This is a genomic window from Rhodoferax sp. U2-2l, assembly GCF_020594515.1.
Lineage (GTDB): Bacteria > Pseudomonadota > Gammaproteobacteria > Burkholderiales > Burkholderiaceae_C > Rhodoferax.
Map to the genome: position 1 here is coordinate 14424 of NZ_JAJCTH010000007.1, position 14304 is coordinate 28727.

General features: G+C 61.0%; 11 protein-coding genes. 7 read left to right on the forward strand and 4 right to left on the reverse strand.

Annotated elements, in window-relative coordinates; translation table 11 throughout:
• The first annotated feature begins 71 nt into the window (after positions 1–71).
• The 3 genes from LHU53_RS07980 to LHU53_RS07990 all read left to right on the forward strand — a co-directional run bounded on the left by LHU53_RS07980 (position 72) and on the right by LHU53_RS07990 (position 4042).
• Positions 72–1190, forward strand: a complete 1119-nt coding sequence (locus LHU53_RS07980; protein WP_227332111.1) for a GGDEF domain-containing protein — start codon at positions 72–74, stop codon at positions 1188–1190.
• A gap of 161 nt (positions 1191–1351) precedes the next feature.
• Positions 1352–2698: a sigma-54 dependent transcriptional regulator gene (locus LHU53_RS07985; protein ID WP_227332112.1), complete on the forward strand. Its 1347-nt coding sequence runs from the start codon at positions 1352–1354 to the stop codon at positions 2696–2698.
• 57 nt (positions 2699–2755) lie between these two features.
• Positions 2756–4042 carry an acetate kinase gene (locus tag LHU53_RS07990; RefSeq protein WP_370632258.1) on the forward strand — a complete coding sequence of 429 codons (1287 nt, stop codon included), beginning with the start codon at positions 2756–2758 and terminating at the stop codon, positions 4040–4042.
• A 78-nt stretch (positions 4043–4120) separates the two neighbouring features.
• Here the strand turns inward: LHU53_RS07990 and LHU53_RS07995 are convergent, their stop codons facing one another.
• From LHU53_RS07995 to LHU53_RS08010, 4 genes are all read right to left on the reverse strand, one after another.
• Entirely contained in the window at positions 4121–4951 is an 831-nt protein-coding gene (locus LHU53_RS07995; RefSeq protein WP_227332114.1) for a hypothetical protein, read from the reverse strand.
• An 8-nt stretch (positions 4952–4959) separates the two neighbouring features.
• Positions 4960–5646, reverse strand: a complete 687-nt coding sequence (locus tag LHU53_RS08000) for a C39 family peptidase (RefSeq protein ID WP_227332115.1) — start codon at positions 5644–5646, stop codon at positions 4960–4962.
• A 20-nt stretch (positions 5647–5666) separates the two neighbouring features.
• A complete protein-coding gene (locus tag LHU53_RS08005) occupies positions 5667–6089 on the reverse strand; it encodes a hypothetical protein (RefSeq protein ID WP_227332116.1) in 423 nt (140 codons plus the stop codon).
• A 72-nt stretch (positions 6090–6161) separates the two neighbouring features.
• On the reverse strand, positions 6162–8204 hold the full coding sequence (locus tag LHU53_RS08010) for an MSCRAMM family adhesin SdrC (RefSeq protein WP_227332117.1): 2043 nt from the start codon (positions 8202–8204) through the stop codon (positions 6162–6164).
• Between the two features lie 469 nt (positions 8205–8673).
• Here LHU53_RS08010 and urtA point away from each other — a divergent pair, with 469 nt between their 5' ends.
• From urtA to urtD, 4 genes are all read left to right on the forward strand, one after another.
• Positions 8674–9948 (forward strand): urea ABC transporter substrate-binding protein, encoded by a 1275-nt coding sequence (gene urtA / locus LHU53_RS08015; RefSeq protein ID WP_227332118.1) that lies wholly within the window; start codon positions 8674–8676, stop codon positions 9946–9948.
• Between the two features lie 352 nt (positions 9949–10300).
• Entirely contained in the window at positions 10301–11863 is a 1563-nt protein-coding gene (urtB, locus tag LHU53_RS08020; RefSeq protein WP_227332119.1) for an urea ABC transporter permease subunit UrtB, read from the forward strand.
• A gap of 141 nt (positions 11864–12004) precedes the next feature.
• Entirely contained in the window at positions 12005–13135 is a 1131-nt protein-coding gene (gene urtC / locus LHU53_RS08025) for an urea ABC transporter permease subunit UrtC (protein ID WP_227332120.1), read from the forward strand.
• The gene (urtD, locus tag LHU53_RS08030; RefSeq protein ID WP_227332121.1) at positions 13132–14013 is read left to right on the forward strand and encodes an urea ABC transporter ATP-binding protein UrtD; all 882 of its coding nucleotides are present in this window, start codon (positions 13132–13134) and stop codon (positions 14011–14013) included. Before urtC ends, urtD begins: the two co-directional genes overlap by 4 nt.
• The last annotated feature ends 291 nt before the right edge of the window (positions 14014–14304 follow it).

Genomic DNA, 14304 nt, shown 5'->3' on the forward strand with positions numbered 1-14304 from the left:
CATTTTGACTGGTCCTGGTGCAACAATGCGGGCTCTAAACTGCCGGACTGCACATAAAGGAAAAGGATGCGATGAAAGCATTTCGTTGGGATCCGTGTTTTTTGACCGGGCTGCCCACGGTTGATGACCAGCACCATGCCCTGGTGGACATGATCAACCGGTTTGGTCATGCCCTGATGCGCCCGCAAGGTGCCAGCGCAGCCGAGATCGAGGCGCTGTTTCAAGATCTCAAACGCTACACGATTTACCACTTCCGCGAAGAAGAAGCGCTGATGGAGCAGCGCGGTGTGTACGCCATCCATATCGAGCACCACCGCCATGAGCACGCCCAGTTTCTGGCCGATTTGGTCCACATGCACACCAGCATGGCGGGCGACAACCGTGAGGCCGCCACGGCGCTGCTGAATTTTTTGTCAAACTGGCTGGCTTTTCACATTCTGGGCACCGACCGGCTCATGACCTGGCTGATGCAGGCTGCCCAGGCCGGTACACCGGCGCAAGAGGCGCTGGATGCCTTCCAGAAGACCCGCGACCCCGCCACCGCCACGCTGCTGCAAGCCATGCATCGGCTGGTGCACCAGTTGTCAGAACGCAGCCGGGCGCTGTTTGAGCTGAACCGAACCCTGGAAGCCCGCGTGGCCGATCGCACCCAGGAGCTTCAGGCGCTGAACCAGCGGCTGGAAACCATCGCCATGACCGATGTACTGACCGGCCTGCCCAACCGGCGCATGGCCATGCAGGTGCTGGAGCGCGAATGGCAGGCATCGCTGCAACACGGCACACCATTGGCCTGCATGATGATCGATGCCGACGGCTTCAAGAAAATCAATGACACCTGTGGCCACGATGCGGGCGACGCGGTGCTGCGCCAACTGGCCCATACCCTGCAGGACGCTGTACGCAATGATGACCTGGTGTGCCGCCTCGGCGGTGACGAGTTTCTGATCATTTGCGCCCACACGCCCCTGCAAGGCGCCTGGTTGACCGCCCAAAAGGTGTGCCGCGACGTGTCGGCCTTGCGTGTGCCCGCAGGCAGCAGCTTCTGGCTGGGCAGCATCAGCGTGGGTGTGGCGGCCCGCCAGAGCGACATGACGGGTTTTGAAGCCCTGCTCAAAGCGGCAGACGAAAGCGTCTATGTCGCCAAAGCCAACGGCCGCCAATGCGTCGCGAGTGTGCAGACGGTGGCATGACCAGACACCACTGACGATCTGACCCGCGGGTGTTGGACAGCGCCCGTACGTGTGCGCCCTGATTCACACACCAACGCCTCGCAGCTACGCTCATAGACGGAGCTAAAGACACGGCCACTGTTGGCGCGTGCCTGGATTAACCATCCGAGGAGAAAAAACACATGTCCAGCCGCAGCGTAGTGGCCATTGACCCTCAAGGCGACGTCAGCAACGACTTGCGTGCAGAAGCCGGTTCCGATGTCCAGGTTCATTGTGTCGCGTCGGTGGAGGATGCCAAGAAGTTGCTTCTCAGACAGCCCTGCACGGTGGGGCTGGTCGTATTCGATGCAGCAGCGCCGCTGCGTCAGGAGTCCGTCGAATCGCTGGTGGCCTCGGCCACCCACATCGAGTGGATCGCTGTTGTGACCGCCCAATCCCTCGCATCGCCCAGTTTCAAAGCCTTTGTGCTGTACGCCTTTCACGACTATCACACGCTCCCCATCGACCCGCAACGCTTGCTCATGACCGTCGGCCATGCGTGTGGCAAAGCGAACCTGAGGCTCTCGCTGAACGGCAAGGACAACGGGAGTTCCGGCCGCTTCGGCCTCTTTGGTCGCAGCCCGTTGATGCAGGATTTTTTTCAGCGCCTGGAAAAAGTCATCACGGCCGATCTCCCGGTCCTGATCGGCGGCGAAACGGGGACGGGCAAAGAACTGGTGGCGCAGGGCATCCACAAACACTCCCAACGCGCCGACGGTCCATTTGTGGTGGTCAACTGCGCCGCCATTCCGGAATACCTGATTCAGTCGGAGCTGTTTGGTCATGAAAGGGGTTCTTTTACCGGTGCAGTAGCCCGCAAGATCGGCAGCATCGAAGCGGCCAACGGGGGCAGCCTGTTCCTCGACGAGATTGGCGACCTGGCCTTGAGCCAGCAGGCCAATCTGCTGCGGGTGATCCAGGAGCGCAACATCACCCGGGTCGGGTCCACACAGGCCATTCCTGTCAACTTCCGGATCATTGCGGCGACCCACGTCGACCTGTTTGAAGCCGTGCGTGCCGGTCGTTTCCGCGAGGACTTGTATTACCGTTTGAACGTGCTTCACCTGGAATTGCCTCCTTTGCGCCAACGTGAGGGAGACGTGGGCCTGTTGGCCGAGGCCATTCTCAAAAAAAGTGCCGATGGCCACCGGGGCGCCAGGGCGAACGGGTTCAGCGCGCAGGCCATGCAGGCGATGAACACCTACCACTGGCCAGGCAACGTGCGTGAACTCATGAACCGGGTTCACCGCGCGGTCGTCCTCAGCGACAACAAACTTCTCAGCGCTGCCGACCTCGGGCTGGAGGCCTACACCGCAAGCCACACAGAAACGACCCTGGAAAACGCCAGAGCCACGGTAGACCGTGCCGCTGTCGAGCACAGCCTGCGCACCAATGCCTACAACGTATCGCAGGCAGCGCGCCAGCTCGGTGTGTCCCGGGTGACGTTCTACCGCATGATGCACAAGCACAACGTGGCGGCGATGCGCTAACAAGAAGATGTCAGATTCAACAGGTTTGTATGGCCTACACACTGAGGAGTTCACATGATGAAAACCAGGTCGACACGACACCTTAGCCGCCCGCACGGCCCCCTCCTTGGGCTGCTGACTGTTTGTTGCGGCGGTTTGGCACACGCGGCAGATCCGCTGCCGGCAGACCTTGACGTGCTGCGCGCGCAGATCGTCGAGCAAACCCGGCATCTCGACGCCATCAAGCGGCAGGTGGCCGAGGCCGATGCCAAACTGGTCGAGATTCAGCGGGTGCTGGGCACCGAGGCACTCGGCGCGCAACGTGCCACGGGTGTCAGTCCCGTGCCCGATGCCCAGGCCGCCGCGCTGGCGCAAGCCGCACCGGCGGCCCAGTCGAAACCGGTTGGCCAGGCGCCCACGCAAGGGCCCGTCCAGCAGATGGCGCAAATCTTCGAGCAACCAGGCATCCTGACACCGCGTGGCAAATATGTGCTGGAGCCCGGCCTGCAGTACGGCTATTCGTCAAGCAACCGGATTTCACTGGTGGGCTACACCATCATTCCGGCGCTGCTGATCGGGCTCATTGATGTGCGTGAAGTCAAGCGCAACACCGTCACCACCACCTTGACCGGACGCTACGGCATCACCAACCGGTTCGAGATTGAGGCCAAGATTCCGTATGTTTATCGCTCTGACTCCGTGATTTCGCGGCCACTCAATATCGGTGAAGGCCGCGACCAGCTGTTCTCCAGCTCCGGCAAAGGCCTGGGTGACGTTGAATTCACTGGCCGCTACCAGCTCAATGATGGTGGCGCCGACAGCCCCTATTACATTGGCACATTGCGCGTGAAGAGCCGCACCGGAAAAGACCCGTTTGAAGTTCTGACCGATACGGTCGCGGGCACGTCCAATGAGCTGCAAAAGGAGCTGCCCACCGGCTCAGGCTTTTTGACGGTGCAGCCGGGTCTGACCGTGCTGTATCCGGCAGATCCAGCGGTGTTTTTTGGCAGTGTCAGTTACCAGTACAACTTCAAGCGCTCCAACGTCACGTTGAACACCACCAACGGACCGGTTCCGTTGGGCGAGATCGCGCCAGGCGGTGTGCTTGGTTTCAATTTCGGCATGGGCCTGGCCATCAACGAACGCTCGTCTTTCAGCATCGGCTACGACCATTCTTCTGTCGGCAGGACAAAGATCAATGGCACCAACGCCGTCAACTCGGTCCGAACCCAGCTGGGCACCCTGCTGGTGGGTTATTCACAACGGCTCAACAAGTCCACGTCGCTGAATGTGTCGGTAGGTATGGGTGTGACCCGCGACACGCCGGATGTTCAGCTCTCGGTGCGTTTGCCCATGACCTTCTGATCGCACTCTGCCCGGTAAATAACAAGGGCCGCGAAAGCGGCCCTTGTTATGTGTACTGAACAACCCCGTGCCGAAAAATCACCGCCGGATCGAATCAACGATACCGCTTTGCACCGCCGATTGCACCGACATCGCACGCATCACCTGCAGGCTGTTGACCGTGGCATTGATGGTGGTGACGTGTTGGATTTTCTGGTTGTCCAGGGTGTTCTGAATCACGGTGCCGACCATGTCAGGCCCCACTTGCGCCGTGAAATGGTTGCCTGGTCCGTTCTGGATCACATCCAGCGTGGCTGCGGCGCCATGGACACCTGTGAGTTCCTGCACGGCCGCCCCGCGCCCGGCCACCGTGCCCAGGTCCTGCAACCTGAGCACCGTGCGGGCCATCAGTTCACCATTGATGAACACGGCGCGCTCAATGCCGAAGGTGTACTTCAGATGGGAGCCAGGCACGTCAAAACCACCCCGAACCTCATCGAGTGAAGCATCCCCAAGCGCCAGAGCCCGGCCCACCAGCGGATCAGGTGGCGAGGGGGGTGTTTGGCCTGCAGGCACGCTGCGCGCCTGCGGTGGCTGCACCGCCCGATCGGGCTGGCTGACTGCCAAACCGGCGTCTGCTGGCACGGTATCGACCGACTCCTGGGCGCTGGCCACGGGCGCCGCGGATGCGGGCGTGTCGCCGGGCGGCACGGATGCCGTGACACCTGGCGTGCTCAACGCCTGAATCGTCTGTTCAATCCGCCTGAGCGCCGCAGCGCGAACTTCGGCCGCGCTGCGAAAACTCGAATAATCAATGGGCGTGTCACCGGTGTGGGCATACAGCAGCGTGCCCGCCAACGGCAGTGCCAGTACCAGGGACAGCATCGTTTTGCCAAACCGCCCGGAGGGTGCCAACTGTTTGGGTTTCATGACCTGTCCTAATAATCCGACGGACCCCGCCTGGGGAACATGGGCTCGGCAGCACCACGGTACGCGGCACCGCCCAGCGGCGCCAGGGGTGCGGCCCGCCAATCCGCCTCGGCATTGAATTGGGCCAGATGGCGCTGGTTGCGCACCACAAACAGGATGTGATTCGCCCACAATTCCTTGAATCGCGCATACGGCATGGCGCGGGTGCCAGACGCCGGGTCACCCACCAGAATACGACCGTCTTTCATGCCCTTGACCACCACAAAATGGTTGTAGCCGTTTTCCTTGATCAGCACGATGGCCGGCACACCTGACGACCGGAGCTGATCCAAGTCGGCCTGGAAACCATCCGCCTCAAAACCGTGGGCTTGCAGGTAGTTTTTCATGTCGAGCAACGAAAAACCTTCGCGCTTGATCTTGACCTGGTTGCCACGCGCGTACATCTGGCCAAAGACATCCTGCTCGCTGACTCGGTAGCCATAGTGGTAGGTCAACAAGGTGGCTACAGCTGCGGAACCGCAGCTGAAGTCATATTGCTGGCGCAAGGTGTTGTTGAAAGTCCGGCTTTTGATGCTGTCGACCGGCACGGTGAAAGCCCCCCCGGACTGGATCGGCACGTCCACCTGGCCGCCCAAGGCGTGCCCAAGGCAGCCGCCCGTCACCACCAGCATGGCGAGCCAACGGGGGCGGGGCATTGTGCGCATGGCCCGCATCCTCATTGCACCTGCAGATTGATGATGGTGGCGTTCTGAATGAGAACGTTGTTGCCAGAGTTCTGAATCACGGTGGACATACCACTGGCATCTGTAAACGAGCCTGAGGTGACCCAGTTACTGCCCGTCGTCAGGTTATAGGCCTGGTTGTCGCTGACCACACCGTCGAGGGCATTTTTGTTGAGCACTTCCACTTGGGCACCGCCGCGATTTGCATCGAGCGCGTTGCTATCCACAGCCGCCACACCGAAGAGTTCGCCCACTGCTGTCACCGTCGTTGTTGCATCGGCGGCATCCGATGTCTGAGCTTCCTGCGGCAAAGCGCTTGCATGATCATCCGACACGGGTTCGGCGACAACCTGGCCATGAAGCATGCCACCTAACAACGCGCCTGCCATCAACCACCGGGAAATTTGAGCAGCCATAACAGGGTTCTCCACTAGGAATCGGGGAAAAGCCCGAAGGCCAAATGGCCTTCGGGGCATGCTCTCAAAGACTCACGGTCCGGTGCGGGCCAGGCTCAGGTTGGCCTGCACGTTCACAGCGTTCTGCACCAGTGAGTTGATACCGCTGTTTTGCGTTGCCACCATGATGCCTGCTGCCGACTGACCCACGCTGGTCATGGTGTTGGACATATCGAACGCGCCCGTCGTCACCGTGATGACGCCGCCCGCACCGCCAGCACCGCCAACGGCACCGTTGCCGACACCGCCTGCGCCGCCTTCACCGCCTTCACCCGTGCCGCCAGCCGCGCCCACGGCACCTGCTGCACCCGCACCGCCATTGCTGGAGCCACCGGCCGCACCGCCCGCACCGGCTGCACCATTGCCAGCCGTCGCGGTCGAGCTACCGTTGCTGGCAGACGTCGAGGCGCTGCCGTTGGTGGCTGCACCGCCGGCACCGCCGGCGCCGCCTGTGTTGCTGGCTGTGCCGCCTGCGCCACCGGTGGCTGTGCCGCCAGCGCCTGTCGCAGTGGCTGTGCCCGTGTTCGCGCCGCCCGTGGCCGATGCTGCGCCTGCGGTTGCTGCGCCGCCCGTGGCGCTAGCCGAACCCGTGCCCGCACCGCTGGTGCCAGTTGCCGCGCCGCCTGTGGCTGCCCCGGCTGTGGACGCTGCAGAACCGGTGGCTGCACCTCCGGTGTTGGTGGCAGTTGGTGTGCTGCCGCCCGTGCTGGCCGCTCCACCAGCGCCGCCGGTTGTTGCCCCGCCTGTGGTGGTGGACGTGTCGTTTCTGGCTGCACCACCGTTGCCGCCGGGCACCACTGGATCAACCGAACCACCGCCGCCCGCGCCAGCTGTTGCCGAATTGGTGGAGTTGGTACCGCCCGCGCTGGTGGCGGTGTTGGTATCGGCACTGCCGGTACGGGCACTTTGCTTGGAGGCGGACATACCACCCATGGCTGCGTCGAGTGCTCTGGATGAGCCGCCGTCTGCCGCCGATTTCACATCATCCACAGACCCGGTTCGGACGCTGTCGGAGGATCTTGTCGAACCCGTCGTGGCAACGCTGGTGGCGTCAGAACCCTTGGCCGACTGCATGTTTGCTGCCTTGCCGTCGCCACCATAGGCGGTCGCTTCACCCCCATTGGCACCCCGTGCACCGCGGGCGTTACCGCCATCGCCGCCGTTGCCGGCTGTGGCGCTGCCATTGGAAGCGTCACCGGCAGTGGCGCTGCCGTTGTCAGCCGTGGCAGAGCCACCGGAGCCACCCGAACCACCCGAGCCACCGGCGCCGCCGTTACCGGCATTGCCACCGAAGCCGCCGCTGCCGCCGGCACCGCCGTCACCACCGCTGCCACCCCGGGCGTTGCCCCCATTGCCACCCATACCCGCACCACCTGCACCACCACTGGCGCCATTGGCCGTGCCGTAGTTCCGGGCCACGTTCCCAATGTCAAACACCCGGTTGCCGCTGACGCTGCCTTCCAGATCAATTTTGGCAATGGCCTTGCTGGTGTTGAAGGAGTCGGTAAAGCTGGACGTAGCTACCCCGCCGTTGTTGGCTGAGGTGGCGTAGTCATAGGCCTTGGCATCACCTTCATTTTTGCTGTTGGTGTTGCTGCTCTTGTCATTGTTCTGATCAGAGCTGTTGGTCGATGCCGTGCTGCCGTTGTTGGCAGACGCGGCCTGATCCTTGGCCCTGGCATCGCCGTTGCTGGCCGAGGAGTTGTCGTTGGTGGTGGTGGCCGTGCTGCCGTTGTTGGCGGCAGCGGCCTGGTCTTTCGCCTTGTTGGACCCTGTGTCGGTCCTGCTTAGCGTGTTGTTGCTGTTTCTGGTGTTGGTGCTGCTGTCTGTGTCGGTCTTGCTGTAGGTCGAGCTGTCTGTCCAGCTGTCCGACACCGACGCATTTTCAGTGGCCTGGTTGTTGTTCCGGCCCTCCTGCGTGGGGTTAACTGACGCCATCTGCGACAGTGATGCGGAACCCTCCCCCGGCGTTGCGGCAGGGTCCAGTGTCACTGTCGCCGTGTTGGTCGGGTTAGCCCAAGCCGTGCTTGCGCCAAATGCCAGTGCAACAGCTGTTGCGAGTAGTGTCTTGTTCATGAGGAACCTCTCCTATGTGTAGTGGCCATCCGATAACAGACGCCGCCCTATGCCGCGCCCTGCGCACTCTTCAGCAACACCTGTGCCAGCACATTAAATTGATCTATGTTGTTGTTTTAAAACGGTTTTTTTAATACGCACGCCAAACCGGATGCGCCATACCCCCGCTTCTGTAAACCTGGTGAAACAGAGGATGCGTTGCAACTATTTGTATCAGTTGTTAGCTTGAGCTGTGCCGCCAATGAAACCGGTCCATTGACGTCAAATGGACCCCCTGTCTCAGTTCTGAAACACCTTTGAATAATGGGGGGGTGGTCGTCACGTGGCCGCGACCCGGCGCATACGCCACTCGGCGTATTTCCCAAACCTGCGGGCGTCCCTAAAGTCAGGCCATCGCTGATCCTCCAACCCGCTGTCAACAGCGGGCACCGCCAGCGACAACGGTTTCATCAACTTTGCAGGAGCCCCCATGTCACTCTCTAACTCACGTCGTTTTACCCTGAAGGCACTCACCGCTGCCGTCGCCCTGACCACCCTGTCCGCACTGCCCGCCTACGCGGCAGACACCATCAAGGTCGGCATCCTGCACAGCTTGTCTGGCACCATGGCCATTTCCGAGACCGTGTTGAAAGACACCGTGCTGATGGCCATTGACGAGATCAACGCCAAGGGCGGTCTGCTCGGCAAGAAGCTGGAGCCCGTGGTGGTGGACCCGGCTTCCAACTGGCCGCTGTTCGCAGAGAAGACCAAGCAGTTGCTGGGCCAGGACAAGGTGGACGTGATTTTTGGCTGCTGGACCAGCGTGAGCCGCAAGTCAGTGCTGCCCGTGGTGGAAGAAATGAACGGCTTGCTTTTCTACCCGGTGCAGTACGAAGGTGAAGAGCTGTCCAAAAACGTGTTTTACACCGGTGCCGCGCCGAATCAGCAAGCCATTCCTGCGGTGGACTATCTGATGAGCAAAGACGGTGGCGGCGCCAAACGCTGGGTGCTGCTGGGTACCGATTACGTCTACCCCCGCACCACCAACAAAATCCTGCGCGCCTACTTGAAATCCAAGGGTGTGAAAGACACCGACATCGACGAAAAATACACCCCGTTTGGCCACTCGGACTACCAGACCATCGTGGCGGACATCAAGAAGTTCAGCGCCGGTGGCAAAACCGCCGTGGTGTCCACCATCAATGGCGACTCCAACGTGCCCTTCTACAAGGAACTCGGCAACGCTGGCCTGAAGGCCAAGGACGTGCCGGTTGTCGCCTTCTCCGTGGGTGAAGAAGAACTGCGCGGCGTGGATACCAAGCCGCTGGTGGGCCATCTTGCCGCCTGGAACTATTTCCAATCGATCAAAAACCCGACCAACACCGAGTTCATCAACAAATGGACCGCTTACGCCAAGGCCAAAGGCATTGCTGGTCACAAAGACAAGGCTTTGACCAACGACCCGATGGAAGCCACCTACATCGGCGTGAACATGTGGAAACAAGCGGTTGAAAAAGCCAAGACCACCGACGTGGACAAGGTGATTGCCGCCATGGCCGGCCAGACCTTCAAGGCACCCAGCGGCATCGTGAGCAAGATGGATGAGAAAAACCACCACCTGCACAAGTCGGTGTTCATAGGTGAGATCAAGGCCGACGGCCAGTTCAACGTGGTCTGGAAGACACCCGGCCCGGTGAAAGCCAAGCCATGGTCGCCGTACATCGAAGGCAACGCTGGCAAGCCTGACGAGCCTGCGAAGAAGTAACTGGTGGTTGGGTTGGGTGCCTAGGTGGGCTGGGGTTACGTGTGAACTCAGGACGTCGCGGTACTCAGCTCCGCGGCTGTCCCCCGGCCTGCGGCCTTCTCCTTGATGCCGCTGCGCTGAGTACCACGCCGTCCTGAGTCAGCCAACCGATCAGCGCACCAAGGTCTGGTACCCCATTTGGAGCACCTACAGCGTCGGCTGACGATGACATTGGGGCAGATGGTGCAGCGAAATTAAGGAGGAGACCGCGCAGCGGGCGGGGGACATTCGCGGAAGCATCTGCCCCAATGTCATCGGCTCCTACAACTCCGCTTCAAAGGTCTCTGGTCGATAAAAAACAAGCAAAGAACCCATGCGACATTACCTAGCCATCGCCGCCCTGCTGCTCGCCCCCCAGGTTCATGCCTTGACGGCTGACGAGGTGAAAGGCATGACTCTTGGCGAGACCGACAGCCGCGTTGAAGCGCTGGGCCAAGCCATGCTCACCGCTGACGACAAAACCGCAGCCTTTCTGCAAGCCCTGTCGGACGATGCCGTCAAGATCGCTGGCGACAAGATTCTGGTGATCCAGGGTGACAAGGTCGTCGACGCGGTTACCGAGGTCGAAGTGGCTTTACCCGATGATGCCGAAGACGTGATCAACAACAACCGCATGCGCGGCGAGATTGATTCGGCACTGGCGGCGCTCAAGCTGTTCTCGCCAGACGACACGGTGCGTGCAGCCGCAGTCAAACAATTACAAAGCGACGCCGACGAGACCAAGCTGCCACTGATCGAAAAAGCCTTGGCCACCGAACAGAACGCCAGCATCAAAGACCAACTGGGCATGGTGCGTGCCGCCGCCCTGCTGGGCAGCGCCGACAAAACCAAACGCCTGGAAGCCGCGCAACTGCTGGCTGGCAGCGGCCAGGCGAACACCAAAACCATGCTGCTAGCGCAGCTGGAGGCCGAGACCGAGCCGGACGTCAAAGCCGCCCTCACAGCCGCCCTGCGCCAGGTGGAATCGGCCTTGGCCTGGGGTGACAAGCTGGGTGCCCTGTTCAGCGGCATCAGTCTGGGCAGCATCCTGCTGCTGGTGGCGCTGGGCCTGGCGATCACCTACGGGCTCATGGGTGTGATCAACATGGCCCACGGTGAGCTGATGATGATTGGCGCCTACGCCACCTATGTGGTGCAGGGTCTGTTTCGCACTTACCTGCCCGGCGCCTTTGACTGGTATCTGCTGGCGGCGGTGCCGGTGGCGTTTTTGGCCTCGGCGCTGATGGGCGCGCTGCTGGAGCGCAGCGTGATCCGTTTCCTCTATGGCCGCCCGCTGGAGACGCTGCTCGCCACCTGGGGCATCAGCCTGATGCTGATGCAGCTGGTGCGCACGGTGTTTGGCGCACAAAACGTCGGCGTCGAAAACCCGTCGTGGATGAGTGGCGGTGTGCAGGTACTCGGTAATCTGTCGCTGCCTTACAACCGCCTAGTGATCATCGGTTTTGCCATTTTTGTACTCGGCAGTGTGGCCTGGATGATTGGCAAGACGCGCCTGGGGCTGTTTGTGCGCGGTGTCACGCAAAACCGGCCGATTGCGTCGTGCATGGGCGTGAACACCGCACGGATTGACACCTACGCCTTTGCCCTGGGCTCGGGCATTGCCGGGCTGGCCGGCTGTGCGTTGAGTCAGGTTGGCAACGTGGGTCCGGACCTGGGTCAAGGCTACATCGTGGACGCCTTCATGGTGGTGGTGCTCGGTGGTGTCGGCCAACTGGCTGGCACGGTCTACGCCGCACTGGGTCTGGGCATCCTGAACAAGTTTCTGGAAGGCTGGGCCGGTGCCGTACTGGCCAAGATCGCGGTGCTGGTGTTCATCATCATCTTTATTCAAAAGCGGCCACAAGGCATTTTTGCGATGAAAGGCCGCGAGGTATGAACACCCCCCGGCCTGCCCACTTCGTGTGGCCGCTTTCCCCCTTGCAGGGGGCAACGCCAGCGGCCCGGCTAAGCCGGTTCCGCGGCGTTTCTGGCCTGTACCCCGCTGGCACTCTTCGGTCTCGTGAAAACTGAGCGCACTATGTCATCGAACCCTGTATCACTTCCTTCTCATCCTCCGCTGCTGAGCCGCACCGGCTGGGCCGCCTTTCTGGTGGCGCTGATCATCGTTTGTGCAGTGGCGCCGGTACTGAATCTGCTGGTACCCGCAGACAGCGCCTTCCATCTGAGTGACTACGGCGTGGGCCTGGTCGGCCGCATCATGTGTTACGCGATTTGCGCGCTGGCGATGGACTTGATCTGGGGTTTTACCGGCATCCTGAGCCTGGGCCACGGGCTGTTTTTTGCGCTGGGTGGGTATGCCATGGGCATGTACCTGATGCGCCAGATCGGCACGGACGGCAACTACAAGAGCGAACTGCCCGACTTCATGGTGTTTCTGGACTGGAAAGAGCTGCCCTGGCACTGGACGTTTTCTGACAGCTTCATCGCCACGCTGTTCCTGATCATTGCGGTGCCGGGCTTGGTGGCGTTTGTGTTTGGCTACTTTGCCTTCCGTTCGCGCATCAAGGGTGTCTACTTTTCCATCATCACCCAGGCGATGACCTTTGCCGCGATGCTGCTGTTTTTCCGCAACGAGACCGGTTTTGGTGGCAACAACGGCTTCACCGATTTCAAACGCATTCTGGACATTCCGATTGCCACGCCAGAGATGCGCATGACACTCTTTGTGCTGACCGGTGTCACGCTGCTGGGTTTCTTTTTGATGGCGCGCTGGCTGATCAACAGCAAGTTTGGCCGGGTGTTGCAGGCGGTGCGTGACGCAGAAACGCGGGTCATGTTCAGTGGGTATAACCCGCTGGGCTACAAACTCACCATCTGGACGATTTCGGCCATGATGTGCGGGGTGGCTGGTGCGCTGTATGTGCCGCAGGTGGGCATCATCAACCCGGGTGAAATGAGCCCGGCCAATTCGATCGAGATCGCCATCTGGGCGGCAGTCGGTGGGCGCGCCACGCTGATCGGGCCGATCCTGGGCGCCTTCATCGTCAGCGGCGCCAAAAGCTGGCTCACCGTCGCTTACCCCGAATTCTGGTTGTACTTTCTGGGCGCGCTGTTCATTGGTGTGACGTTATTCCTGCCGGATGGCGTGGTCGGGCTGGTGAAACGTCTGAGCAAAACCGCAGCCGCCAAATCAGGAGACAAAGCATGACCCCCGAGCTGATGGAGCAAAACGCGCGCCACTTGGATGCCTACCGCGCGGCGCACCCGCCCAAAACCGGCAACACCGAATCAGGTGGCCGCACCGCCGCGTTTTCCCGCCTGACGATTCCCGGCGAGGTGGACACCACCCACGGCCGCATCCTGTACCTGGAAGACGTGAGCGTCAGTTTTGACGGCTTCAAGGCCATCAACCAACTCAGTCTGGACATTGCCCCGGGTGAGCTGCGCTGCATCATCGGCCCCAACGGCGCGGGCAAAACCACCATGATGGACATCATCACCGGCAAAACCCGCCCAGACGCGGGCCGCGTGTTTTTCGGCAGCACCATTGACCTGCTGCGCTACAAGGAGGCCGACATCGCCCAGATGGGCATTGGCCGAAAGTTCCAGAAACCTACGGTGTTTGAGCAGCTCACGGTGTTTGAGAACCTGGAGCTGGCGCTCAAAACCAACAAGGCCGTCACGCAGTCGATGTTGTTCAAGCTCGACAGCACGCAGAGCGACCGGCTGGCCGAGGTGTTGCACACCATCCACCTGAGCGAGAGTGTGTCGCGCCAGGCGGGTTTCCTGAGCCACGGGCAAAAACAATGGCTGGAAATTGGCATGTTGTTGATGCAGGACCCCAAATTGCTGCTGCTCGATGAGCCCGTGGCTGGCATGACCGATGAGGAAACCGAACGCACGGCCGAGCTGTTTTTGTCTTTGAAAGGCAAACATTCGCTGATGGTTGTGGAGCATGACATGAGTTTCATCAACACGATTTCTGACATCGTGACGGTGTTGTGTGATGGGTCGGTGTTGGCGCAGGGCACGCTGGCGCAGGTGCAGGCGGATGAGAGGGTGATTGAGGTGTATCTTGGGAGGTAGTGTTTTGTCTTGGCCAGACGGGCTGGCCCTGCCGGGCGGGTTTGCCAGGGTGTGCGCCCGGCGGCGCTGGTGTCGGGTTGTGCGCCCGACTGCGCACTCACTTTTCTTTGTCTCGCCAAAGAAAAGTAAGCAAAAGAAAAGCGACCCCACTGTCTGCGTCCCGAAGCAGAGCTTCGGGCAACCTGAGGTGTGGCGGGTTGGCGGGGAACCGCTCGAACTCGGCTTCGCCTCAGACAATCGCGGTTCTTTTTCCCGCCAACCCGCCACACCTCAGGCGCATACAGAAGGGGC

Coding starts and splice junctions, on each gene's coding strand:
- LHU53_RS07980 (WP_227332111.1), top strand. CDS start 72: ATGAAAGCATTTCGTTGGGATCCGTGTTTTTTGACCGGGCTGCCCACG.
- urtB (WP_227332119.1), top strand. CDS start 10,301: ATGCGACATTACCTAGCCATCGCCGCCCTGCTGCTCGCCCCCCAGGTT.
- LHU53_RS08005 (WP_227332116.1), bottom strand. CDS start 6,089: ATGGCTGCTCAAATTTCCCGGTGGTTGATGGCAGGCGCGTTGTTAGGT.
- LHU53_RS08010 (WP_227332117.1), bottom strand. CDS start 8,204: ATGAACAAGACACTACTCGCAACAGCTGTTGCACTGGCATTTGGCGCA.
- LHU53_RS07990 (WP_370632258.1), top strand. CDS start 2,756: ATGAAAACCAGGTCGACACGACACCTTAGCCGCCCGCACGGCCCCCTC.
- urtD (WP_227332121.1), top strand. CDS start 13,132: ATGACCCCCGAGCTGATGGAGCAAAACGCGCGCCACTTGGATGCCTAC.
- LHU53_RS07985 (WP_227332112.1), top strand. CDS start 1,352: ATGTCCAGCCGCAGCGTAGTGGCCATTGACCCTCAAGGCGACGTCAGC.
- urtA (WP_227332118.1), top strand. CDS start 8,674: ATGTCACTCTCTAACTCACGTCGTTTTACCCTGAAGGCACTCACCGCT.
- urtC (WP_227332120.1), top strand. CDS start 12,005: ATGTCATCGAACCCTGTATCACTTCCTTCTCATCCTCCGCTGCTGAGC.
- LHU53_RS07995 (WP_227332114.1), bottom strand. CDS start 4,951: ATGAAACCCAAACAGTTGGCACCCTCCGGGCGGTTTGGCAAAACGATG.
- LHU53_RS08000 (WP_227332115.1), bottom strand. CDS start 5,646: ATGCCCCGCCCCCGTTGGCTCGCCATGCTGGTGGTGACGGGCGGCTGC.